Here is a 24,690-nt window from a genome sequence, read left to right as displayed (position 1 = left end):
GGTTAACCAATTAAAAATAATAAACTTGGCTTTAACTGCGTGATATAAAAAGTTGAGAAAATTAAGAATAATTGGCAGAACAACTAAACAAAAGTCACGATTTATTACCAATGAAATTATGATTACGATTGTTTATTTAAATAACAAACACACTAAAGGGTTACAATATGCAAAATACCTTAGTTGATTTTTGTATAGCTATTAGCTGGGCTTTATTAGTATTAAGCGCATGCTTAGTACTGTTTAGTAAATATAAGCATACCGATTTTAAACAACGACTATTTAAGTTTTTAAATAGTGTTTTAGTTATCCATATAGCGACTATAACTTTTTATTTAACTCATTTTAAAGCTGATAGTTTAAAGACTAATTTATGGCTGCTAATTGCATTACAGATTGCGTTAAATATTACGTGCTTTATGAGTGTAAAACGACGAAAAGCAAAAACAAGACCTTCATTAGATTCATTTTCTATGGATTAAAAATTGGCAAGCTTCAATAATACCAATCTGCTTGTATATGAGGTCTATTTAACGTTAAGAAAATCACGCTAGAACTAGGCAAAAATTTTTGTATCTAGTTGTTCTAAATAAAAAATTTTAACGACGTTATAGTGCAATTTAATTCGTTAAATTAATCAAAGATTTATGCAGGTTGGTATAAGAGCACGTTCTGTTTTTGCCTTGCTCTTTTGCTTTATACAGTAGCTCATCTGCGAGTTTAATATCAGAGTCTATTGATCGCTCAACGCTTGCAGAAATAGCCCCAATACTTAGTGTTAAACTAGTACTATTTTCGAGGTGTTGCACTTCTGAATTTTTAAGTGAATTATGTATTTTTTCAGCTATTTGCATTCCATTTTCGAGGTTTGAGTCTGGAAGGATAATTAAAAATTCTTCACCGCCCCAGCGTGAAGCAATTGCATTTTTAGGGATGTTTTTTTGAAATGTTTTTGATAAATGAATAAGTGCTTTATCACCAAAATCATGACCAAATTCGTCATTAATTTTTTTAAAGTTATCTACATCTGCTAATAAAAGTACAAATGGAATGTTTGCTTCTTTTAACTCTTTTTTAAAAGTAGCTAGCTTATCCATGGTAAAGCGTCGGTTGGGTAAATTAGTAAGAGGATCAATAGTCGCTAATAGTTCATTTTTTTGGCTCAAAGCAATTATTTTACTATTGTACTTTTCTCTTGAGTATTCGTAATAACCACTGAGTAGTGCAACGATTATAAAAGAGAGCATAATCCTAAGTGGTAACTGTTCTGGGTTATAATCATAAATATTAAATCTATCAGCAAAATGGAACCCCAAAATAATAGCCAATAAAAATAATATTATATCAAATGTACCGCGTTTCAGTCCTCGTATTGAATAAGTAACAGGTGATACTATGAATATCCATATAGGCCCTGTACCTTCAACTCCTCCTGTAACGACTAAGTAAAACATAAGTGCATATAAATTATAAAGGATTGCACTAGCTGATCGTTCTAACCCTTTTACTGAACTAAATGCCCAAATATAAAAACACGAAGACACAAATAATGCGAACGACAGTAGAAAACTACTATTGATAAATGCAAGGCTCGACATCGAAAATGTAGCAATAAAGCCTATAGAAGAAAAAAATCGAACAATAAGTTTTCTTTCTGAATTGTTTGAATATTCGTACATAGTTCCTTTAAATCTTATGTATTTAAGCTAATTTATAAACAAAAAGTAATAAAATGGTAAACAAAAAACGATTTTGTACTGCTTTAATCTTTTTATCAAGTTTTTAAATGCCCTATTCAACTTATGTCATTAGTAAAAAATACCGCAATATCTTCGCTTTATAGCATTCAACGCTGACTTCTAACCCTACTTAAAAATCAAAATATAGACCTACGGTTTTAGATTTTTTTAAACTAAAACTATTTACCTTTCGAGATTAAGTTAGCTCGAATTTTAAATACACTTAACCATGTTGTGAGTTTGAATCAAAATAGGTAGCTAATTACTCTACGAACTATTTTGACTTTCGCCCACGCAAACGTCATCAAAAAACGCCTATAACCTTTCATTTTATCTACACCTTTGCAGGTAACAAAGTGTACAAAACCACCTTATAACGCCCACAAAAAAGCACCTATTTGCCTTTTAGGGCATATGCTTCCCAGTTAATTAAAATAACCACATATATAAAGTCTGCCTTGTAAAACACTCAACACAATGCTGCAAGTCCGAGCGTAAAGGTGATCTGCCTTATCTAAAATAGAATTATACCAACTTGCTTTATTAAGTGATCTATTTTGAGGCTGGAAAAACGTGTTTATAGCTAGGCAAAAAAATCGCTATTTAGTTGTTCTTGGCAATTGCTCCTGCATTACTCTACCTTCTGCATCCATGCAGTCGTAAACGAGAATTTTTTTAACCCAGGAAGCGACAGTTTAGCCCCGCTAAATGATTAAGTATTATTGCTAATTGGTAGTACCATCTCGTGAAAGCCCGTAGTTCCGTGACCGTTTACACAAACCACATTGAACATTGTCTACTTTAAACGAAAAAAGCAAGCCATTTGGCTTGCTTTTAAAATTATTTAGAAGAACAAATAACTAAACTTCTAAATAGTCCATGATACCTTCAGCAGCGTTTCTCCCTTCAAAAATAGCCGTTACAACTAAATCAGAACCACGCACTATATCGCCACCAGCAAATATTTTAGGGTTAGTTGTTTGGTGTGTAAATTCACCTTTTTCTGGTGCGTTAATACCGCCCCAATGGTTAATTTCTACATCGTACTTTTCTAACCAATCCATTTTATGTGGTTTAAAACCAAACGCCATAATAACTTGGTCAGCCTCAAGTACATGCTCTGAGCCTTGCACTACTTCTGCACGACTTCGACCGTTTTCATCAGGCTCACCTAGTTGTGTTTTAACCATTTTAACACCAGCAACATGACCATTATCGTCAAGTAAAATACCTGTTGGCTGTACATTAAACGTAAAATTTACACCCTCTTCTTTGGCGTTTTTAACTTCACGTTTAGAGCCTGGCATATTCTCTTCATCACGACGGTACGCACACGTTACTTTAGCTGCATTTTGGCGAATAGAAGTACGTACACAGTCCATCGCGGTATCACCACCACCCAGTACTACAACCTTTTGATTAGCCATATCAATGCACGCTTGATTTTTTTCGTCGTAACCCATTACACGGTTAGTATTGCCGATTAAAAACGGTAGTGCGTCGTGCACGCCTGGCGCATCTTCATTTTCAAGGCCAGCACGCATACTTTGATACGTACCTACACCTAAAAATACCGCGTCGTAGTCAGCTAAAATTTCGTCCATGGTGATATCTACACCCACTTCAACGTTTAGCTTAAATTCCACACCCATTTCGGTGAAAATTTCACGACGTTTTTGCATTACTTCTTTTTCAAGTTTGAAAGAAGGAATACCAAAAGTAAGCAGGCCGCCAATTTCAGGATGACGGTCAAAAACCACTGGCTTTACACCGTTACGCACTAAAATATCAGCACACCCTAAACCAGCCGGACCCGCACCAATAATAGCTACTTTTTTATCCGTCCATGTCACATATGACATGTCTGGTTTCCAGCCCATTTTAAATGCCGTATCGGTAATATACTTTTCAATATTACCTATGGTTACTGCACCAAACTCTTCATCAAGCGTACATGACCCTTCGCACAGTCTGTCTTGTGGGCAAACACGTCCACATACCTCTGGCAAACTGTTTGTACGGTGAGAAAGCTCAGCAGCTTCTAAAATGCGGCCTGTTCTAATTAACTTTAACCACTGAGGAATGTAGTTATGCACTGGGCATTTCCATTCACAGTACGGGTTACCACAATCTAAACAACGGTCAGCTTGTGAGTTCACCTGATTCTCTGAAAAGGGTTCGTAAATTTCCACGAAAGATTTTTTACGCGACGAGATTGGTTTTTTGCGCGGATCTACGCGCTGCACGTCTATAAATTGATATACATTTTCGCTCATACTGCCCCCTTATTGCGCTTGAACACGAAGTTCTGCGCTACTGCGAGCGCGATGCCCGAGTAAACTTTTTACATCACTTGATTTTGGTTTAACTAGCTTGAACATAGGTAAATACAATTCAAAGTTAGCTAAAATGGTTTCTGCACGACATGAGCCAGTAAGCTCTAAATGTTCAGCAATTAAGCCGCGTAGATGTTCTTGGTGCGAACTTAAGTCATCAAGTGTTACGACTTCAACTAGCTCTGGATTAATGCGTTTTTCAAAGTCATTTCGCTCATCTAAAATATAAGCAAAACCACCTGTCATACCCGCGCCAAAGTTAACGCCAATATTACCAAGTACACAAACAACGCCGCCGGTCATATATTCACAGCCATTGTCGCCTACGCCTTCTACAACAGCTTGTACACCTGAGTTACGAACAGCAAAACGCTCACCCGCACAACCTGCAGCAAATAATTTACCGCCCGTAGCACCGTACAAACACGTGTTGCCTGCAATAGTCGCTTTATGGCTTTCAAAGGATGAGCCCAGTGGTGGGCGAATAACGAGCTTACCGCCAGCCATGCCTTTACCCACGTAGTCGTTTGCATCGCCTATTAACGTCATTTCTAAGCCACCGGCATTCCAAACACCAAATGATTGCCCTGCAGTACCGTGTAGCTCAATTGCAACAGGGTCAGCAGCCATACCTTGGTTACCGTGTTTAGATGCAATATAACCAGATAACATTGCCCCTACTGAGCGGTCTGTATTACATATACGACTCACGAGCGAGATACCTGAAGAAGTATCAATGGCTTGCTGTGCTTTACCTAATAACGTTTCGTTTAACTCACCTAAGTAATGAGAGCTATTTGGTGCGCTACAAAATAATGTTTCGCCCGTTGGGTTATTAGGCTGAGCAATCACAGATGATAAATCTATTTTCTTTTGCTTAGCTGTTTTACCTTCAATCGCTTCAAGTAAATCTAAACGGCCAATTAAATCAGTTAAGTTTGCAACACCTAAGCTTGCCATGATCTCGCGTGCTTCTTGCGCTATAAACTTAAAGTAGTTCATCGCCATTTCTGGTAAGCCATGGTAGTGCTTTTGACGAAGTGTTTCGTCTTGCGTTGCTACACCGGTTGCACAGTTATTTAAGTGACAAATACGTAGGTATTTACAACCAAGCGCAACCATTGGGCCGGTACCAAAGCCAAAGCTTTCTGCACCTAAAATAGCCGCTTTTATAATGTCTAAACCTGTTTTTAAGCCGCCATCGGTTTGCAGACGAATACGATGACGAAGGCCATTTTCAACAAGTGCTTGTTGAGTTTCTGCTAGGCCTAACTCCCAAGGGCTACCTGCATATTTTACAGACGTAAGCGGGCTTGCGCCTGTGCCACCGTCGTAACCCGAAATAGTAATTAAATCAGCGTATGCTTTAGCTACACCTGTAGCAATTGTGCCCACGCCAGGCTCTGACACTAACTTAACCGAAATCATCGCTTCAGGATTTACTTGTTTTAAATCGAATATTAGCTGAGCTAAATCCTCAATCGAGTAAATGTCGTGATGCGGTGGTGGTGATATTAGTGTTACACCCGGAACTGAATAACGAAGTTTAGCAATATACGGCGTTACTTTTTCACCCGGTAGTTGTCCACCTTCACCAGGCTTAGCACCCTGCGCCACTTTGATTTGAATTACATCAGCATTACGAAGGTAGTGCGGCGTTACACCAAATCGTCCAGAAGCAACTTGCTTAATTCGTGAGTTTTTCTCAGTGCCAAAACGTAATTTATCTTCACCGCCTTCACCTGAGTTTGAACAACCACCTAAGCGGTTCATCGCAATAGCTAACGCTTCATGTGCTTCTGGTGAGAGTGCGCCAATACTCATTGCTGCTGAATCAAAACGTTTATATAGGTTTTCAGCTGGCTCTACATCATCAACACTAATGCCTTTTTCAGGTAATTTAAGCGCTAACATATCGCGCAAAGTAGCAATTGGACGATTATTAACTAAATTTGCGTAAGCGCCGTAGTCTTTATAATCTCCAGAGCGTACCGCTTTTTGCAGCGTTTGAATAACATCTGGGTTATAAGCATGGTACTCACCACCGTGCACGTATTTTAATAAGCCACCATGGCTTAGTAGCTTGCGCTTACTAAAGGCCAGTTTATGAAGCTTTTGCTGATCACTATCAAAATCACTAAAACACGCACCTTTAATACGACTTGCAACGCCTTTAAAGCACATCTCTACCATAGAATCAGATAAACCAACCGCTTCAAAAAGCATTGAACAACGGTACGATGCAACTGTACTTATGCCCATTTTAGACATTATTTTGTATAAGCCTTTATTGATGGCTTTACGGTACGAAAGTGTTACTTCGCAGTACGATTTTTCAATCACTTTACTGTCGCTCATTGCAACAAGTGACTCGTACGCAAGGTATGGGTAAATCGCTGTTGCGCCAAAGCCAAGTAGTACGGCAAATTGGTGAGCATCGCGAACACTACCCGTTTCAATAATAATGTTAGATTCGCAGCGAAGGTTTGTATCTACAAGGCGCTTTTGTACTGCACCTACCGCCATAGCAGCAGGAACTGGTAAGCTTGTTTCGCTAAAATTACGGTCAGTCAATATAAGCATGACACAACCCGCTGCGGCTTTTTCTTGTGCAGAATCACAAATTCGCGCCACTGCCTTTTCTAAGCCCTCTTCAGCTGTATAAGTAATATCTATTTTACAGTAGCTGTAGTGCTCGTCATCAGCATTAAGTAGTTGCTGCATGTCTGCGTACATTAAAATAGGCGTATCGAACTGTAAGCGCTTAGCGTGGCCTGTTGTTTCGTTAAATACATTTTGCTCACTACCAATACAAGTAGCAAGTGACATTACATGGTTTTCACGTAGCGGATCGATAGGCGGATTGGTTACTTGAGCAAACTTTTGACGGAAGTAATCGTAAAGTGAACGATGCCCTTCACTTAACACAGCAAATGGCGTGTCATCGCCCATTGAGCCTGTCGCTTCTTGGCCGTTTTCACCCATTACACGAATAACACTATCGAGCTCTTCATTTGTGTAGCCAAACATTTTTTGGTACTTCGCAAGCGTTTCGTCGTCAAATGAGCGATTACCCGCATCTTGCTCAGTAAGTTCTTCAAATGGTGTTAAGCGCTTAACGTTTTCTTCAAGCCATGACTTATAAGGGTGGCGTGATTTTAAATCTTGATCGATTTCATCTGAGTGCCAAATTTTACCAAGCTTAGTATCAATTACTAATAATTCACCTGGTCCAACACGGCCTTTTTCGACTACTTCATCGGCAGTGTAATCCCAAATGCCCACTTCTGATGCAAGTGTGATAAAGCCGTCTTGTGTAATAACATAGCGGGCTGGGCGAAGGCCATTACGGTCAAGGTTACATGCTGCAAAGCGACCATCGGACATTACAATACCCGCTGGGCCATCCCATGGTTCCATGTGCATAGAGTTAAAGTCATAAAATGCGCGTAAATCATCATCCATTGCACGGTTTTTTTGCCATGCAGGCGGAACAAGCATACGCATAGCACGGAATAAATCCATACCACCGGCTAAAAACAGCTCAAGCATGTTATCTAAGCTTGAAGAATCAGAGCCGGTTTCGTTTACAAATGGCGCTGCGCTTTGTAAATCAGGAATAAGCGGCGATGAGAACTTGTACGAGCGAGCTCGCGCCCATTGACGGTTACCCTCAATAGTATTTATCTCACCATTATGCGCTAAATACCTAAATGGTTGCGCTAAAGGCCAACGCGGCTGAGTATTGGTAGAAAAACGCTGATGGAAAACACAGATAGCGCTGGTCATACGAATATCGGCTAAATCTAAATAAAAGTTAGGCAAATCTGCAGGCATCATAAGGCCTTTATAGATAGTGACTAACCCAGATAAACTTGCAATATAAAATGAATCATCTTGCGCTAAACGCTTTTCTGCACGACGACGTGCCACATATAAACGGCGTTCTAAATCTTTAGAGCGCCAACCTTCAGGCGCACTAACAAAAATTTGCTCAAACCCAGGCAACTGCTGAGTAGCAATAGGACCTAGCATTGAAGGGTCGGTTGGCACTTCACGCCAGCCTAGTATTTTAAGTGTTTCTTGTTCTAATTCTTCACATAAAACCTGTTTTGCAGCTTGTGCTAAAACGGGATCTGAATTTAAGAAAACCATGCCTACGGCGTAATTTTTACCTAAGTGCCAATTATGTTCACTGGCAATAGCACGGAAAAAACTGTCAGGCTTTTGCAGTAATAAACCACAGCCGTCACCAGTTTTACCATCGGCAGAAATACCACCGCGATGCTGCATGCGATCAAGTCCAGTTATAGCTGTACGTATAAGCCTATGACTAGCCTGACCATTAACTTGGGCTATTAAGCCAAAGCCACAATTATCTTTTTCTAATTTTGAGTCGTATAACATAGACCCCTCCCCTTGCTGCACTGTTAACGTGAATGAACTGCTCGACGATTTGCTAACAGACGCACAAAACTAGCCTCTATAGTAAATAGAGTCAATATTATTTTGAATACATATTCACATTCTTGAATATTTCTCACTTCAAGGCAAGATTTCTTTTTTAGTTATAAGTTTTAACAATTAGCGGTTATTTGACCGTTATATTTTTATGACACTGGTGTCAAGTTTAACACTTTGTAAAAATAAAGGACTCAAACAGTTACACCTTACGTAAACGTAAGCAAGCAATGTATTGAATAAATATTCACTACCGTGCGTGTAATTCAGTTAACATTTAGATAGTTTAGTGAGGTTTTAGGAAATTTAAGGATTATGATAACGACTTTAAGCATTCATGAGTATAGTTATTAAAATTTGCGTCTGTTTTACTACGCTTTTAGTGCATTTTTATCTAACTAGACCCGAATCTAATAATATATAACTACAACGTGGGATTATTTAAACTCGATATAAGATTGCTTAAGGTATCGAACGCACTCTAGCTGAAGTGATGAATTATTACAGTGAGGTATATGATCAATTATTCATGATAAAAGGCAGGTATAAGTAGTAGCTATATTTCACATACAAAAAAGCCACGTTTAACGTGGCTTTAGTAATTTAGCAAAGTAACTATTACTCTGCGTCAGCTTCTTTATATTTAGCTGCTGTTTCTGCAACTAGCGGCTGTAACTCACCGCGTTGGAACATTTCGATGATAATGTCACAACCACCAACTAACTCGCCTTCTACCCATAGTTGTGGGAACGTAGGCCAATTTGCGTATGCTGGAAGTTCAGCACGAATGTCTGGATTAAGTAAAATATCAACATATGCAAATGGTTCGCCACACGACATTAGAGCTTGTGACGCTTGTGAAGAAAAACCACAATTTGGTAATTTAGGTGACCCTTTCATGTAAAGGATTATTGGGTTTTCTGAAATCTGCTGTTTAATTTTATCAATGGTTTCCATCTACAACCTCAAAATGACGATAGCTGAATATACCTAGGCCTTGAAAATAAATCATTGTGACCACAGATATATAACTTAAAATGGGCAAATAAAGCCGCAATTGAAATAGTCTTTAGCAATAGCATTGCTGTTTGCTAAAACTTGAGTAAAATACTCAACAATTATAGTAACACTATATTCCCGGTTGGTATAGGTAAGTGGCCTGTTTGTACAGGCATTACGTATAACCAAACGGATTATCAACCAAAAGAAGATGGAGATAGAAAAATGGCATTTGAACTACCGTCACTACCATATGCAATCGATGCACTTGAGCCACATATTTCAAAAGAAACTCTAGAGTTTCACCACGGTAAACACCACAACACTTATGTTGTTAAACTTAATGGTTTAATTCCTGGTACTGAGTTTGAAAACAAATCTCTAGAAGAAATCGTATGTTCTTCAGAAGGCGGCGTATTTAACAACGCAGCACAAATCTGGAACCACACTTTCTACTGGAACAGCCTATCTCCAAATGGCGGCGGCGAGCCAACTGGCGCAGTTGCTGATGCAATCAACGCTAAATGGGGCTCTTTTGATGCGTTTAAAGATGCATTAAATGATAAAGCAGTTAACAACTTCGGTTCTAGCTGGACTTGGTTAGTTAAACTTGCTGATGGTTCATTAGATATCGTAAATACGTCTAACGCAGCGACTCCGTTAACAGATGAAGGTGTTACTCCAATCCTAACAGTGGATTTATGGGAACATGCTTACTACATCGATTACCGTAACGTGCGTCCAGATTACCTTAAAGGTTTCTGGTCACTAGTTAACTGGGAATTTGCAAACGCAAACTTCGCTTAATTAGCGCTTTTAGCTAATTTAAAAAGACGCTTAGGCGTCTTTTTTTATGCTCAATTTTCAATAAAAATGGTGTTATACGACGGCAATTCGTTAATTGGTCAACATGATCTTTTTTCACTTAAATTTTTAATTTTATTGCACAAAAATACGAAATAGTGACTAGACTTTAAACAGTAAGCACCTTTTTTAGCGGGTTTCGGAGGTTATTATGACGATTTTTGAGCATTACCAAGCACGATACGAAGCGGCACAAGAAGAAGAGTACAGTATTAGCGAATTCCTTGAGATTTGTAAAACTGATAAGTCTGCCTACGCCAGCGCACCAGAGCGCTTACTTATGGCTATAGGCGATCCCCAAATGGTTGATACTGCAACGGATGCACGATTAAGTCGATTATTTTCCAATAGAGTAGTAGCACGCTACCCTGCCTTTGAAGACTTTTATGGAATGGAAGACGCTATTGAACAAATAGTTTCTTATTTAAAACATGCAGCCCAAGGGCTTGAAGAGTGTAAACAAGTACTTTATTTGCTCGGCCCTGTTGGCGGCGGTAAATCATCTATTGCTGAAAAACTAAAATACCTAATGCAACAAGTGCCCATATATTCTATAAAAGGCTCACCAGTTAACGACCACCCTTTATCTTTATTTGATGCGGTAGAAGATGCTAGCGTCCTTGAGCAAGAATACGGCATTAAACCCCGCTATTTAAAAACGATTATGTCACCTTGGGCTGGCAAACGATTAAAAGAATTTAACGGCGATATTAGTCAATTTAGAGTAGTAAAACGCTACCCCTCTATTTTAAACCAAATTGGTATTGCCAAAACCGAGCCTGGAGATGAAAACAACCAAGATATTTCTGCATTGGTTGGTAAGGTTGATATTCGCCAACTTGAGCATTTTGCGCAAAACGATCCAGATGCATACGCTTATTCGGGTTCATTATGCCTTGCAAACCAAGGTTTAATGGAATTTGTAGAAATGTTTAAAGCGCCTATTAAAGTGCTACACCCTTTACTTACAGCTACTCAAGAGGGCAATTATAATGGTACCGAAGGCATTAGTGCTCTGCCATTTAATGGCATGATCCTCGCCCATTCTAATGAATCAGAATGGCAAACGTTTAAAAATAATAAAAATAACGAAGCGTTTTTAGATCGTGTTTACATTGTAAAAGTGCCTTACTGCTTACGTGTAACCGAAGAAATTAAAATTTACGATAAATTACTAGAGCATAGCGAGCTTTATAATGCGCCATGTGCACCTGGCACACTAAAAACACTGGCACAATTTACCACGTTATCCCGATTAAAAGAGCCTGAGAACTCGAGTATTTATTCAAAAATGCGGGTATATGATGGTGAAACCTTAAAAGACACAGATCCTAAAGCAAAATCTTACCAAGAATATCGCGACTACGCAGGTGTTGATGAAGGCATGACGGGGCTCTCTACCCGTTTTGCGTTTAAAATTTTGTCCCGTGTGTTTAATTTTGACACCACTGAAGTTGCAGCTAATCCTGTACATTTATTTTATGTGCTAGAGCAACAAATTGAACGAGAGCAATTTAGTAGCGAAGTTGAAGAGCGCTACTTAAGCTTTTTAAAAGGCTATTTAATACCACAATATGTAGAGTTTATTGGCAAAGAACTACAAACCGCATATTTAGAGTCTTATTCTGAATACGGCCAAAATATTTTTGACCGCTATGTTATTTATGCTGATTTTTGGATTCAAGACCAAGAATACCGTGATCCAGATACAGGCCAACTATTTGACCGTGCAGCACTTAATGCAGAGCTTGAAAAAATTGAAAAATCAGCCGGTATTTCTAATCCTAAAGATTTTAGAAACGAAATAGTTAACTTTGTACTTCGCGCTCGTGCCCATAATAACGGTAAAAACCCACTGTGGACCAGTTACGAAAAGTTACGCACTGTCATTGAGAAGAAAATGTTCTCAAATACAGAAGACTTACTACCCGTTATTTCGTTTAACACTAAAACATCAGCGGAAGATCAACAAAAACACGAAGACTTTGTAAACCGTATGGTCGAAAAAGGCTATACACAAAAACAAGTTCGCTTGCTTTCTGAATGGTATTTACGAGTTAGAAAGTCGCAATAGCCTTCATATTTGTAGTTTTTAGGAGGTCATTATGGCGAATTTTATTGATAGGCGTTTAAACGGAAAAAACAAAAGTACGCTTAATCGCCAGCGCTTTATTAGGCGCTATAAAAAGCAAATTAAAGAAGCTGTGTCAGATGCAATAAACAAACGCAGTGTCACCGACTCAAGCTCTGGTGAAAGTATTTCTATTCCGCAGCGTGATATCAGCGAGCCTACCTTTCATCAAGGCAGAGGAGGAAATAGAGAGCAAATTCACCCGGGGAATGATCAATTCTCTACGGGAGATAAAATTGAACGCCCTAAAAGTGGCCAAGGTGGTGGCGCAGGAGATGGCGATGCGAGTGATTCTGGCGAGGGGCAAGATGAGTTTGTATTTTCTATATCAAAAGATGAATACCTAGATTTACTATTTGAAGATTTAGAACTGCCTAATTTGCAAGAAAATCAACTTGATAAACTAGTACAAATGAAAACGCATCGTGCTGGTTTTTGTAGCGATGGCATGCCCAGTAATATAGATATTGTGCGCTCACTTCAAGGCTCCCTAGCCCGAAGAGTAGCTATGAATGCGGGTAAAAAAAGGCGACTCGCAGAGCTTGAAGGGCAGCTTGCAATGGAGCTTGAGCAACCTCAAAGCGATAAAGCGGTTATTGCATTACTGCATGAGGATATTAAATTATTAAAACAACAAATTAAAAGTGTGCCATTTATAGACAATTATGATTTGCGCTTTCGTAATTATGAAAAACGCCCTCACCCCACCAGCAAAGCGGTCATGTTTTGTATTATGGATGTATCTGGCTCTATGGACCAAGCCACAAAAGATATGGCTAAACGCTTTTATATTTTGCTGTATCAGTTTTTAACACGTAGCTATAAAGATATTGAGGTGGTATATATTCGCCATCATACACAAGCAAAGGAAGTAGACGAGCAAGAGTTTTTTTATTCGCAAGAAACAGGTGGCACCATCGTTTCAAGTGCACTTAAGTTAATGAATGAAATAATAAAAGATCGTTACGACGCTGAGCAATGGAATATATATGCAGCACAAGCATCCGATGGCGATAACTGGGCTGATGATACCCCTCACTGTGGGCAAATATTACGGAACAAGCTTTTAAAAGCAGTTAGGTATTTCGCCTATATTGAAATTACAACGCGTGCCCATCAAAGTCTATGGCGTGAATACGAGGGCATAGCACAAAGCCACAATAATTTTGCTATACAACACATTCAAGGTGTCGAAGACATTTACCCTATATTTAGGGAGCTATTTAAAAAGAGCCGCCAACAGCAAGGTACAGCATAAGCCTAAGCGAGGTAATAATATGAGTAATAAACGTATTAATGATGGCCCCGATTGGACATTTGACTTATTACACGAGTACCAAACAGAAATTGCTCGCGTTGCAGAGCACTACCGGTTAGATACCTACCCTAATCAAATTGAAGTTATTAGCGCTGAACAAATGATGGATGCATACTCAAGTGTTGGCATGCCTTTAGGCTACAGCCATTGGTCATATGGCAAAAAGTTTATTCAAACAGAGCAAAACTATAAACGTGGGCAAATGGGCTTAGCCTACGAAATAGTGATTAACTCTGATCCATGTATTGCGTATTTAATGGAAGAAAATACCCTGCCCATGCAGGCTCTAGTTATGGCACATGCCTGTTATGGTCATAACTCATTTTTTAAAGGTAACTATTTATTTAAAACCTGGACTGATGCGGGATCAATTATTGATTACTTAGTATTTGCTAAAAACTATATTAATCGCTGTGAGGAAAAATACGGTATTAGTGAGGTAGAGTCGCTGCTCGACTCATGCCATGCTTTAATGAATTACGGTGTAGATAGATATAAACGCCCGCAACAAATATCATTATTTGAAGAGCAGAAGCGCCAGCAAGAACGTGAAGATTATATGCAATCTCAAGTTAACGAGCTATGGCGGACTATACCTGTTCAACAACAGGAAGCAAAAAAGCAGGAGAAGCATTTTCCGCAAGAGCCTCAAGAAAATATATTATATTTTATTGAAAAAAACGCCCCACTTTTGGGTTCTTGGCAACGTGAAATAATCCGTATAGTGCGTAAAATTTCGCAATACTTTTACCCGCAAAAGCAAACCCAAGTAATGAACGAAGGCTGGGCCACTTTTTGGCATTACACTATCTTGAATCATCTATACGATGAAGGAAAACTAAGCGATGCCTTTATGCTTGAGTTTTTACAAAGCCATACTAATGTAGTTTATCAGCCACCTTACAATAGTAATTATTATTCAGGTATTAACCCATATGCTCTAGGCTTTAATATGATGGTTGATATTCGCCGTATTTGTGAAAACCCTACAGATGAAGACAAACGTTGGTTTCCTGAATATGCAGGGAGCAATTGGTTAGACACCTTACATTTTGCTATGGAAAACTTTAAAGATGAGAGCTTCATTAGTCAGTTTTTATCACCTAAGCTCATACGTGAATTTAAGCTATTTACTATCGTTGATCATGCTAATAGCTCACACTTAGAAGTAGGTGCTATTCATGATGATAGTGGCTATAAAGCAGTCAGAGAAGCTCTTTCTGCACAATACAATTTGAGTAATCTTGAACCAAACATTCAAGTATATGACGTTGATATTAGAGGCAATCGATCTTTAACGCTAAGATACGTTCCGCATAATAAAATCCCGCTTGCAAACTCTCATGAGGAAGTACTAAAACACCTTTACAGACTATGGGGCTTTAAGGTAAAGCTGGAGCAAGAGTCAAATACTGGTGACGTATCAATACTAGGGCAATGCCCAAACGATGATTCACGCCATATAACAGAGTGAATATAATAATAAAAAGCTTTTTGTATTCATTGTCTCAGTCGATTATGTAAGTACAGCGGGCTTAGCAGAGCAAGTTTATCCAAGACTAGGGGCTATGCCTGATACCGATTTAGTCATTATTGGATCTGTAGGAAACTCAGGTATTAAAAATACGTTGATTGATAATACTGCAGAGAAAATGATGAAACTCATTAAAACTGATGTTTTGGTTTTACCGCCACTTTAACAACAAATCTTAAAAAATGACGCTTAAGTGTCATTTTTTATATCTACATAGGCGGTCACTTTATTTCGACCAGAGTCCTTTGAGTGGTAAAGCGCTTTGTCAGCAGCTTCAATCCAACGTTCATGATTTTTAAAGTCATTACTGCTACCGGCAAAGCCTATACTAATGGTCATCTGTATTTCAAAGTGTTTATATTTTACAGGCGTTGATTCAATTAATGCTCTTAAACGCTCAGCAAATATTGTCGCGCCATCTTTATCTGTGTCCAGTAAAGTAACTACAAACTCTTCACCGCCATAGCGCCCTGCTATATCTGTTTCTCGAAGTGTTGTTCTCAGTAAGTCACATAGATGACGAAGTGCTTCATCACCACAGCTGTGGCCATATTCATCATTAATTTTTTTAAAGTGATCAATATCAAACATTAATAAAGTGCTGCATCCCCCACTTCGCTTCACTCTTAAAAATTCTTGGCGAAGTGTACCTTCCCAATGCCCACGGTTTGAAAGCTGAGTAAGACTATCAGTTTGACTAACCTGCTCAAGCTTTCTATTTAACTCTTCGAGCTCTTTTTTATTTACGGCTATATCTGTTACATCGTACAAAATTATACAAATATGACTCACTTCACCCATCGTATTCGTAAGAGGAATAAACGTGGCATTTTGATACATATAATCTGCTTTACCCGTGATTGGTCGGTAATTTTTAAAGCGGAAAATATAAGGTTGCTGCTCCCAAATAGTAAAAGAGCGATTTTTTAGTACAAATACAGATTCTGATTTACTTCTAAACCATTTTTCGTCTATTGCAGGAAATAAATCAAATAAGTCTTTATCTTTAACGGCACTAGGAAGTAACCCAGAATGATTTTCCATAAAACCATTCCATACACATACCTTATAATCCCTATCGAGTACCACAAGGCCTACATCTACAGTATTAAACATATCCATTAACCAATGGATCTCATTCATTTCTAAATCAGCGGCCATAACTTAATCTTCTAATAGGTAAGCAACTTTGAATTTCAAAGTTTTAAGTGAATCTTCAGTAAATAACAGCATGAGGTCGCAATTTATATCGTGGTTTTCAATACCGTAACTTATTTCTATCGCTAGCGTGCGTTGCCAACGTGATTTGTTTGATTTTACTAAATCAGACACATCTCTGTGCTGCCCAAGTACTATTGGGTGCCCTTGGCTAAATGACATATCAAGCTGCTTTGAAAGGCCTGTTAAAATTGCACCTATCAAAATATTACTAATATCCATAAGGAGCTCAAGCTCAACCTTATCGTTTAGCTCGCCGTCGTAATTCATCAGTGAGGCAATTTCTTTAAAGCTAGAGTCATTTAGTAGTAATAATGCTTCACCAGACACTCCACCACCAATAAAGCCTTGGCACACACCCGAGGTAGCAGCATTGTTATCAATAGACTGAAGCGCCATATCAAGCTCATTAACTTCTAAAATGTTCACATTTGGAATTGGCAACTCTACAAATACATTTAGTAGGCGAGCTAATAAGTCACCAGCTTGGCCCATAGCAACGTTGGTCAGCTCTTGATATATATCTCGTACATCAGGGTCAACTTGCTCACCTAATGAATGAGATAGTCGCTCACGCATTGCCTTATCTTTAATTCCATGGTGTTCAATAATATGTGCGAGCTTTTCAGCAGAGCAAGGTTTTTGTATGAAGTCGATTGCACCAAGCTCAAGAACGCGTTGATGCGCGCTTGGCTGTATATCTCCGGAGACAACCACAGTAAGAATGTTTAAACCTTGCTCTTTCATCGCGATGAGAACTTCGTACCCATCCATTTCAGGCATATTCAAATCCAAAAACAGTATTTCTGGTTGGATTAGTTTAATTTGTTTTATGCAATCAACGCCATCCAGTGCAAATTCAACCTTAATATCCCAATCTTCAGGTAATGAACGAGCTAATTGGCGTCTCGCTAATTTTGAGTCATCACATATTAATACCGTTGTTGACATACTATCTCTCTGTTTTAAACCCGTTATGAGCATCAAAATGATTTATAAAGGCTATTGTTTTTTTTATTAAAGATATATTTTGTAACTTCATGTTAATCAAAGATTGTCTTGGTTACAATTTTTATATTACAGAATTAATTCCGAGTCCATAAGTACGTGCTTAACTTGCAAGATTAAACAAAGTTTAAATCTCAAAGCAAGCCGCTAAAGAGCTACATAATCACTTGGTTACTATTACGCAGTATAATACACTGACACCTATTGCGTTAATTTAAAAGGAAATACCCTATGTTTCGTTCAGTTGCGTTTGCATTGAGTACATTTTGCTCTGTTGCTATTGCTGCCGATTACCCAGAAAACACGCTTGATGCAGGAAAAGTGTCGGCACAAGGTAAGCCTGTCACTTTATTAGGTAACGGGGTCGCTGTGGGTGATAGCGCACCGAACTTTAAAGTGGTTGATGGCAGCTTTATTCCTGTAACGCTTGATGATTATCAAGGTCAAGCTGTACTAATAAGTGTAGTGCCAAGTCTTGATACGGGTATTTGTAGTTTGCAAACTAAACATTTTAACGAAAAAGTGGCAGCGCAATTTCCAGGTGTTGCCATGCTTACGATTAGTGCAGATTTACCGTTTGCTCAAAAGCGATTTTGTAAAGCTGAAAATATAGACAAAGTTACTGCGCTGTCTGACTCGGTATGGCGTGACTTTGGTCAAAAATATGGTTTAATTATTAAAGATATGGGTCTGTTAACGCGCTCAGTACTTGTTTTAGATAAGAGTCATACTGTTATTTATAAACAGCTAGTAAGCAGCCTATCTACAGAGCCAGAATACGATAGTGTGATTGAAAAGCTTAAAACACTTTAATTTTTACCAATTAGCTTAATTAAGTATTATTGCGGATTAGTAAAAACAAAAAACCGCCATTTGGCGGTTTTTTAGTGCGCTTTAAATTAACCTAAAAGCTCACCTAACTGTGCGCTCACAACTTCAACGGCTTGTGTACCGTCAAGTTTGTGGTACTGCGTGTTACCTGCAGCAGCTTCAGCTTGGTAGTAATCAACTAATGGCATAGTTTGCTCATGATAAATGCCTAAACGTTTACGTACTGTTTCTTCAGTATCGTCTGCGCGAACAATTAAGTCTTCGCCTGTTTCGTTGTCTTTACCTTCAACCTTTGGTGGGTTGTAAACTACATGGTAAACACGACCTGAGCCTGGGTGTACACGACGTCCGCCCATACGCTCTACAATTACTTCATCAGCCACATCAAATTCAATAACGTGATCAACCACTACGCCATTTTCTTTCATTGCATCTGCTTGTGGAATAGTGCGTGGGAAACCATCAAGTAAAAAACCTTTTTCACAATCAGCTTTAGCAATACGCTCTTTAACTAAACCGATAATGATATCGTCAGAAATTAACTGACCTGCATCCATTACTTTTTTTGCTTCAAGACCCAGTGGTGTGCCTTCTTTAATAGCTGCGCGAAGCATATCGCCAGTAGAAATTTGTGGAATACCGTACTTGTCCATTAAAAACTGAGCTTGAGTACCTTTACCAGCACCCGGCGCGCCCAAAAGAATAATGCGCATATCATTGTCCCCTAGTATGGAAGTTTATTTTTAAAGCCTGAATTCTTCCACAAGCGCCGCTGATACTCAAGTAACTTATACTAATTGCCTACTCTGCAGCGCATAAAAAAAGGAAGCAAACGCTTCCTTTTTAAATGTGTACAAACTTTGTACTTTTATTTACTTAGCCAATCAGCAATTACTTGCTAAGTTCTAACATAAGTTTATTTAGGCGTGTAACAAATCCTGTTGGATCTTTTAATGTACCGCGCTCAGCAAGCAATGCTTGGTCTAATAATACATGTGACCACTGTGCAAACTTATCCTCATCTTGCTCATCATTTAAGTGCTTAACAAGTTGGTGCTCAGGGTTTAGCTCAAACACAGGTTTAGCTTCTGGGGCTGCTTGGCCTACAGACTCCATTAACTTTTGCATTTGTGAGCTCATATCATTGTCATCACTTACAACACACGCTGGAGAATCTGTTAAACGGTGCGTAAAGCGCACGTCTTTTACATCATCACCTAGCGATGTTTTAATGCGCTCAACAAGGCCTGCCATTTCTTTTTCAGACTCTTCTTGTGCTTTTTTAGTTTCTTCGTCGTCAAGCTTACCTAAGTCTAAATCACCACGCGTAATTGATTGAAGCTGCTTATCAGCAAATTCAGTCAGGTGGCTCATCATCCACTCATCAACTCGGTCACTTAGTAGTAATACTTCGATGCCTTTCTTACGGAAAATCTCTAAATGTGGAGAGTTCTTAGCCGAAGTGAAAGTGTCAGCCACTACATAATAAATCTTGTCTTGGCCTTCATTCATGCGCTCAACGTATTGCTCAAGCGATACATCTTGCGTTTCTGAATCAGTATGAGTTGAAGAAAAGCGTAATAACTTACAAATAGCTTCTTTATTTGCTGCGTCTTCCGCTGGACCTTCTTTCATTACTTGGCCAAATTCATTCCAAAACACTTGGTAGTCATCAGCTTTGTTTTTAGCCATACGCTCAAGCATTTTGATAATGCGCGATGTACACCCTTTACGAATAGCTTGTGTTACTTTGTTGTCTTGTAAAATTTCGCGAGATACGTTTAGTGGTAAATCGTTTGAATCTAATAAACCTTTTACAAAACGTAAGTAGCTTGGCATAAACTGCTCAGCATCATCCATTACAAATACGCGCTGTACATATAGTTTTAAGCCGCTTTGACGGTCACGATTCCATAAATCAAATGGCGCTTTTTTAGGAATATATAAAAGGCTCGTGTATTCAGTTTTACCTTCAACCTTGTTATGTGCCCAGCTAAGTGGATCTTCCCAATCATGGCTTACATGTTTATAAAACTCTTTGTATTCTTCATCAGAAAGCTCTGACTTATCTCGCGTCCATAATGCTGTAGCGCGGTTAATGCTTTCCCACTCACCTGGAACCGCTGGGATTTTCTCACCGTCTTCGCCTTCTGATTCAGGCACTTCTGGTTTGTACATTTGTACAGGCGTAGAAATATGGTCTGAGTATTTAGTAACAATGCTACGTAGACGGTAGTCATCAGCAAATTCTTTTTCTTCATCGCGAAGGTGTAAAATAATCTCTGTACCACGGCCTTCTTTTTCAATTTCTTGAAGTGTGTACTCGCCTTCACCTTTAGATTCCCACTCATAAGCTGTTGTTTCGCCGGCTTTACGAGTACGTACAGTAACTAGATCGGCTACAATAAATGCTGAGTAAAAACCAACACCAAATTGACCAATTAACTGTGAATCTTTACTTTGATCGCCTGTTAAGTTTTTAAAAAACTCAGCAGTACCTGATTTTGCAATTGTGCCCAAAGAGCTAATTACTTCATCACGGGTCATACCAATACCGTTATCTGAAATAGTAACTGTGTTGGCCTCTTTGTCTGCGCTAATACGTACACGTAAGTCAGCATCACCTTGGTAAAGGTCGCCATTAGAAAGCGCTAAAAAGCGTAGCTTGTCTGCTGCATCAGATGCATTTGAAACAAGTTCACGTAAAAATATTTCTTTATTTGAATAAAGAGAATGAATCATTAAGTTTAATAATTGTTTTACTTCTGTTTGAAAGCCTAATGTTTCTTTTTGTGCTGCAGTCATTTATGTATCTCCAATTTGCAAAGTGTCTGCGTTATGCACTTAATATGGGGTGAGGTGAATCAACTTCAAGGGAAAAGTTTAAAAAAGATTAAAACGGGCACGGACACTTTGCATGAAAAGGAAGCCCTGTTATTGGGTGATCAAAAAATACGTCACTGGCATGTAGCAATAAACGTTCAGCCATTTGTTCACTGCGCTTACTTTTATATAAATCACACCCTAAAATTGGGTGTCCTATTGCATCACTATGAATACGTAGTTGATGCGTACGTCCTGTAATAGGTGTAAATTGCACAAATGTACGTTCAGGCTTTAATAACCTTTTGAGAACTGTGTATTTACTAATTGCTTCTTTACCTGTGGCTTTGCATATTTTGACTAAAGGAAAGCGCTCTTTGTCTTTTGCTATAGGCAAATTTATTTCACCTTGCAAGGTAGTCACACTTCCTTCTAGCATCGCTAAATAACGCTTTTGTATTGCTCGACTTTGAAACTGTTTATTTAAATGCTTAGACGCAGAGGCATTTAACCCAACAATCATAATACCTGATGTGCCAAAATCTAGCCGGTGCGGTAATTTAGCTTCAGGAAAGGCCGCAGTTAATCCTTTTTGACCATTTACTAACCGGTAGTGTACTGAGTCCCAGTTAAGTGGATTCTTCCCAGATAAACTTAATAATCCACTGGGTTTATTAATAATCAAAATAGCATCATCTTGATAAAGTATTTTAATAGCTTCATGGCACTTGGGCGCTATAAAATTATCAACAATTGTATGAGGCGCACTCAAAGGTTCAACCATTAATCAATATCTTTAGAATGCAGCGCTTTTAAAGCCAATACTTGCTCGCGTAAATTATCGGCAGTCACTTTATCTGCTGCTATTGGCTCACCTGCTGTAACCGATACTAAAGAGTACTTTAATCGAGGTAATTGCCACTTAGCTTTACGGCTAAACATACTGCCCCATAATCCACCTAAGTGCACAGGAATAACAGGCACGGGTGAGCGTTCAATAATACGCTCAATGCCACGCCTAAACATATCAATCGAACCGTCGCTAGTTAATTTCCCTTCTGGAAATATGCCCACAAGCTCGCCGCGTTCAAGTGCACTGGCTACATCATCAAACGCTTTTTTAAACGCTTCTGGGTTTGTTTTTTCGCTATTTATTGGAATTGCTTTGGCCATTTTAAATAGCCAATGTAAAGCAGGAGAATAATAAATAGGCGCAAACACCATAAAGCGTATAGGCCTTGGTGAAGCAGCTAAAATAAACATCCAATCTACAAAACTAACGTGGTTTGAAACAATCACCGCAGCCCCTTCAGATGGAATATTAACCTCACCTTTTGTACGTACGCGATACATACATATCGCTAATATATAAATAATAAAGCGTAAGAAAAACTCAGGCACTTTAGTATAAATATATATTGAAATAAGTAAGTTAAGACCTGCGAGTAATAAAAGTAGTGATGAAATATGCCACTTAAGAACAGACAGCGTAATAATACTTAATATAGCGCTGCCAACCATAAACAATGCATTAAGAACATTATTAGCGGCAATGACGCGTGATCGGCTCGACTCCTCAGTACGCTGCTGAATTAACGCATACAGCGGCACTGTATAAAAACCTGAAGCAATACCAATTCCAGCCATCCAAATAAAATGCCAGATCATATCGCCAGTATTTAAAACTTGCTTAAGGGTTAATAAGTTTTCACTTGGAGTAATGTACGTCTCAATTGCTGGTTCTTGGCTTAATAAATACAAAAAAAGCGTTATTAAAATAGCCCCAAATGGCACAATACCAAGCTCAATACGAGAGCGTGAAAGCTTTTCACACAGCAGAGAACCAATTGCAATACTTAAAGAAAAGACCACCAACGCACTGGTTACTACTAATTCATCGCCGCCCATCACATGTTTAACGTAATTTGGTAGTGCGGTTAAAATAATAGCGCCTATAAGCCAAAACCAACTGATCCCTAAAACAGATTTACCCACAGATTCTGTTTGTGCATTAAGCGCTTTAAATACATTTTTAGTTGACGAAAAAATATTGTACGTAAAGTGCAAGTTAGGCTCATTCGCTTCACTTACCGGTATAAAGCGGCTACTAAAATACCCAAGTGTAGCCAGTACCAATACTGCAATACTTATTACAACAGGACCCACTGTTTGAGTAATAAAATAAGTACCAAATATAGTCCCTAATAAAATTGCCACAAACGTACCCGACTCCACTAAACCATTTGCTTTAGTGAGCTCGTTTGGAGCAACATGTTGAGGTAATATTGAATATTTTAATGGGCCAAAAAAGGTGCTTTGCAATCCCATAAAAAATATTGTTGCAAGCATTAGCCATACTTGCTGCGTTAAAATTGATGCAGCGCCAATGACCATAATTGGTATTTCGCATAGCTTTACAAGCCTAATAAGCTTTGATTTTTCTGTTTTTTCGGCAAGTTGCCCTGCCATACCAGAAAATAAAAAAAATGGTAAAATAAACAAGCCTGCAGCAATATTCGAATATAATGCACCGTCTGCAAGTGTTGCCGCTTGAAAAACCAATAAAATAAGCACCGACTGCTTGTATACGTTATCGTTTATGGCTGATAAAAACTGCGTAACAAAAAGCGGTAGAAAACGCTTACTGTTTAGTAATGCACTTGGATGTTTTTTATTATTTTGCATTTTGTCCCTTAGTCACTCGCTAATGCTTAATCATATAAAGCGCTAATCTTACCTTATGTTTTGCTTTAAAAACAAAAAAGCCTACATATTTTACAATGTAGGCTTTTAAAGTAAATTTCAAATAGCTGCTTTAGTCTTGCATTACCGCACGACGGCCGCTAAAGGCGTGCATAAGTGTGGTACCATCGACCAAATCGAGCTCACCACCGACAGGTATACCATGAGCAATTCTTGATGCGCCTACTTTATATTTATGGCAAAGCTGAGCAATATAATGTGCTGTTGTTTCGCCTTCAACCGTAGGGTTAGTCGCTAAAATAACTTCGTTTATACCACCATGAGAAAGCTTTTGCTCTAGTACATCAAGGCCAATTTCTTTAGGACCAATACCATCAATAGGTGATAAATGTCCCATTAAAACAAAGTATAAACCTTGATATTGCCCTGTTTGCTCAATTGCCAGTACATCTGTTGGTGATTCAACAACACACAAAATCCCACTGTCTTGACGTTTAGTACTTAAGCAAATGTCACATTGTGCTTGTTCTGTAAACGTACGGCACGATTGACAATGTCCTACCGCAGTCATTGCTTTAGTGAGCGCATTACCAAGTTGAGTGCCACCTTTGCGGTCGCGTTCAAGCAAATGAAAGGCAATACGCTGCGCTGACTTTGGGCCTATGCCTGGCTGACAGCGCAATGCTTCAATAAGCTGAGTTAAACTATCTGAAAGTTGCATATTT

Annotated in this window: 18 protein-coding genes; 7 read left to right on the top strand and 11 right to left on the bottom strand. The window is 38.7% G+C overall.

What is annotated here, in order from left to right; genetic code table 11:
• Positions 1 to 167: 167 nt before the first annotated feature.
• Positions 168 to 482: a hypothetical protein gene (locus tag ATS74_RS10620; RefSeq protein WP_058548875.1), complete on the top strand. Its 315-nt coding sequence runs from the start codon at positions 168 to 170 to the stop codon at positions 480 to 482.
• A 138-nt stretch (positions 483 to 620) separates the two neighbouring features.
• Here ATS74_RS10620 and ATS74_RS10615 read toward each other — a convergent pair whose 3' ends face one another.
• The 4 genes from ATS74_RS10615 to ATS74_RS10600 form a co-directional block, all read right to left on the bottom strand.
• A complete protein-coding gene (locus tag ATS74_RS10615) occupies positions 621 to 1,679 on the bottom strand; it encodes a GGDEF domain-containing protein (RefSeq protein WP_235592003.1) in 1,059 nt (352 codons plus the stop codon).
• 920 nt (positions 1,680 to 2,599) lie between these two features.
• Entirely contained in the window at positions 2,600 to 4,015 is a 1,416-nt protein-coding gene (locus ATS74_RS10610; protein ID WP_058548874.1) for an FAD-dependent oxidoreductase, read from the bottom strand.
• Positions 4,016 to 4,024: 9 nt separating this feature from the next.
• Complete coding sequence (gltB, locus tag ATS74_RS10605; protein WP_058548873.1) at positions 4,025 to 8,482, bottom strand: glutamate synthase large subunit; 4,458 nt, start codon at positions 8,480 to 8,482, stop codon at positions 4,025 to 4,027.
• Between the two features lie 672 nt (positions 8,483 to 9,154).
• Complete coding sequence (locus ATS74_RS10600) at positions 9,155 to 9,493, bottom strand: Grx4 family monothiol glutaredoxin (RefSeq protein WP_058548872.1); 339 nt, start codon at positions 9,491 to 9,493, stop codon at positions 9,155 to 9,157.
• Positions 9,494 to 9,760: 267 nt separating this feature from the next.
• On the opposite strand from ATS74_RS10600, the gene ATS74_RS10595 reads away from it, so the two are divergent.
• From ATS74_RS10595 to ATS74_RS20175, 5 genes are all read left to right on the top strand, one after another.
• A complete protein-coding gene (locus ATS74_RS10595; RefSeq protein WP_058549160.1) occupies positions 9,761 to 10,342 on the top strand; it encodes a superoxide dismutase in 582 nt (193 codons plus the stop codon).
• 208 nt (positions 10,343 to 10,550) lie between these two features.
• Complete coding sequence (locus ATS74_RS10590; RefSeq protein ID WP_058548871.1) at positions 10,551 to 12,473, top strand: PrkA family serine protein kinase; 1,923 nt, start codon at positions 10,551 to 10,553, stop codon at positions 12,471 to 12,473.
• Positions 12,474 to 12,504: 31 nt separating this feature from the next.
• Entirely contained in the window at positions 12,505 to 13,788 is a 1,284-nt protein-coding gene (locus ATS74_RS10585; RefSeq protein ID WP_058548870.1) for a YeaH/YhbH family protein, read from the top strand.
• A 19-nt stretch (positions 13,789 to 13,807) separates the two neighbouring features.
• Positions 13,808 to 15,322 carry a SpoVR family protein gene (locus ATS74_RS10580; RefSeq protein WP_058548869.1) on the top strand — a complete coding sequence of 505 codons (1,515 nt, stop codon included), beginning with the start codon at positions 13,808 to 13,810 and terminating at the stop codon, positions 15,320 to 15,322.
• Between the two features lie 94 nt (positions 15,323 to 15,416).
• The gene (locus ATS74_RS20175; RefSeq protein ID WP_268801287.1) at positions 15,417 to 15,548 is read left to right on the top strand and encodes a hypothetical protein; all 132 of its coding nucleotides are present in this window, start codon (positions 15,417 to 15,419) and stop codon (positions 15,546 to 15,548) included.
• A gap of 23 nt (positions 15,549 to 15,571) precedes the next feature.
• On the opposite strand, the gene ATS74_RS10575 is transcribed toward ATS74_RS20175, so the two are convergent.
• Positions 15,572 to 16,543: a sensor domain-containing diguanylate cyclase gene (locus ATS74_RS10575; protein ID WP_058548868.1), complete on the bottom strand. Its 972-nt coding sequence runs from the start codon at positions 16,541 to 16,543 to the stop codon at positions 15,572 to 15,574.
• Positions 16,544 to 16,546: 3 nt separating this feature from the next.
• A complete protein-coding gene (locus ATS74_RS10570) occupies positions 16,547 to 17,551 on the bottom strand; it encodes a response regulator (protein ID WP_058548867.1) in 1,005 nt (334 codons plus the stop codon).
• A 288-nt stretch (positions 17,552 to 17,839) separates the two neighbouring features.
• Here ATS74_RS10570 and tpx point away from each other — a divergent pair, with 288 nt between their 5' ends.
• Positions 17,840 to 18,421, top strand: a complete 582-nt coding sequence (gene tpx / locus ATS74_RS10565) for a thiol peroxidase (RefSeq protein WP_058548866.1) — start codon at positions 17,840 to 17,842, stop codon at positions 18,419 to 18,421.
• A gap of 86 nt (positions 18,422 to 18,507) precedes the next feature.
• Here tpx and adk read toward each other — a convergent pair whose 3' ends face one another.
• The 5 genes from adk to recR form a co-directional block, all read right to left on the bottom strand.
• The gene (gene adk / locus ATS74_RS10560; RefSeq protein WP_058548865.1) at positions 18,508 to 19,152 is read right to left on the bottom strand and encodes an adenylate kinase; all 645 of its coding nucleotides are present in this window, start codon (positions 19,150 to 19,152) and stop codon (positions 18,508 to 18,510) included.
• A 178-nt stretch (positions 19,153 to 19,330) separates the two neighbouring features.
• On the bottom strand, positions 19,331 to 21,244 hold the full coding sequence (htpG, locus tag ATS74_RS10555; protein WP_058548864.1) for a molecular chaperone HtpG: 1,914 nt from the start codon (positions 21,242 to 21,244) through the stop codon (positions 19,331 to 19,333).
• Positions 21,245 to 21,332: 88 nt separating this feature from the next.
• The gene (locus ATS74_RS10550; RefSeq protein WP_058548863.1) at positions 21,333 to 22,046 is read right to left on the bottom strand and encodes an RluA family pseudouridine synthase; all 714 of its coding nucleotides are present in this window, start codon (positions 22,044 to 22,046) and stop codon (positions 21,333 to 21,335) included.
• Complete coding sequence (locus ATS74_RS10545; protein WP_058548862.1) at positions 22,046 to 23,947, bottom strand: MFS transporter; 1,902 nt, start codon at positions 23,945 to 23,947, stop codon at positions 22,046 to 22,048. The genes ATS74_RS10550 and ATS74_RS10545 overlap by 1 nt, the downstream gene beginning before the upstream one ends.
• 130 nt (positions 23,948 to 24,077) lie before the next feature.
• Positions 24,078 to 24,686, bottom strand: coding sequence for a recombination mediator RecR (gene recR, locus ATS74_RS10540; RefSeq protein WP_058548861.1), 609 nt, complete (start codon positions 24,684 to 24,686; stop codon positions 24,078 to 24,080).
• Between the last annotated feature and the right edge of the window lie 4 nt (positions 24,687 to 24,690).

This window comes from Pseudoalteromonas sp. H103 (assembly GCF_001469205.1).
In the GTDB taxonomy this organism is placed as follows: Bacteria; Pseudomonadota; Gammaproteobacteria; order Enterobacterales; family Alteromonadaceae; genus Pseudoalteromonas; species Pseudoalteromonas carrageenovora.
Note: the sequence above shows the minus strand (reverse complement) of the source record. Positions and strands in the feature narration are given on the sequence as shown.

What these genes read in the sequence shown, in the direction of transcription:
- ATS74_RS10620 (WP_058548875.1), top strand. Translation starts at nt 168, where the DNA reads ATGCAAAATACCTTAGTTGATTTTTGTATAGCTATTAGCTGGGCTTTA.
- ATS74_RS10615 (WP_235592003.1), bottom strand. Translation starts at nt 1,679, where the DNA reads ATGTACGAATATTCAAACAATTCAGAAAGAAAACTTATTGTTCGATTT.
- ATS74_RS10610 (WP_058548874.1), bottom strand. Translation starts at nt 4,015, where the DNA reads ATGAGCGAAAATGTATATCAATTTATAGACGTGCAGCGCGTAGATCCG.
- gltB (WP_058548873.1), bottom strand. Translation starts at nt 8,482, where the DNA reads ATGTTATACGACTCAAAATTAGAAAAAGATAATTGTGGCTTTGGCTTA.
- ATS74_RS10600 (WP_058548872.1), bottom strand. Translation starts at nt 9,493, where the DNA reads ATGGAAACCATTGATAAAATTAAACAGCAGATTTCAGAAAACCCAATA.
- ATS74_RS10595 (WP_058549160.1), top strand. Translation starts at nt 9,761, where the DNA reads ATGGCATTTGAACTACCGTCACTACCATATGCAATCGATGCACTTGAG.
- ATS74_RS10590 (WP_058548871.1), top strand. Translation starts at nt 10,551, where the DNA reads ATGACGATTTTTGAGCATTACCAAGCACGATACGAAGCGGCACAAGAA.
- ATS74_RS10585 (WP_058548870.1), top strand. Translation starts at nt 12,505, where the DNA reads ATGGCGAATTTTATTGATAGGCGTTTAAACGGAAAAAACAAAAGTACG.
- ATS74_RS10580 (WP_058548869.1), top strand. Translation starts at nt 13,808, where the DNA reads ATGAGTAATAAACGTATTAATGATGGCCCCGATTGGACATTTGACTTA.
- ATS74_RS20175 (WP_268801287.1), top strand. Translation starts at nt 15,417, where the DNA reads ATGCCTGATACCGATTTAGTCATTATTGGATCTGTAGGAAACTCAGGT.
- ATS74_RS10575 (WP_058548868.1), bottom strand. Translation starts at nt 16,543, where the DNA reads ATGGCCGCTGATTTAGAAATGAATGAGATCCATTGGTTAATGGATATG.
- ATS74_RS10570 (WP_058548867.1), bottom strand. Translation starts at nt 17,551, where the DNA reads ATGTCAACAACGGTATTAATATGTGATGACTCAAAATTAGCGAGACGC.
- tpx (WP_058548866.1), top strand. Translation starts at nt 17,840, where the DNA reads ATGTTTCGTTCAGTTGCGTTTGCATTGAGTACATTTTGCTCTGTTGCT.
- adk (WP_058548865.1), bottom strand. Translation starts at nt 19,152, where the DNA reads ATGCGCATTATTCTTTTGGGCGCGCCGGGTGCTGGTAAAGGTACTCAA.
- htpG (WP_058548864.1), bottom strand. Translation starts at nt 21,244, where the DNA reads ATGACTGCAGCACAAAAAGAAACATTAGGCTTTCAAACAGAAGTAAAA.
- ATS74_RS10550 (WP_058548863.1), bottom strand. Translation starts at nt 22,046, where the DNA reads ATGGTTGAACCTTTGAGTGCGCCTCATACAATTGTTGATAATTTTATA.
- ATS74_RS10545 (WP_058548862.1), bottom strand. Translation starts at nt 23,947, where the DNA reads ATGCAAAATAATAAAAAACATCCAAGTGCATTACTAAACAGTAAGCGT.
- recR (WP_058548861.1), bottom strand. Translation starts at nt 24,686, where the DNA reads ATGCAACTTTCAGATAGTTTAACTCAGCTTATTGAAGCATTGCGCTGT.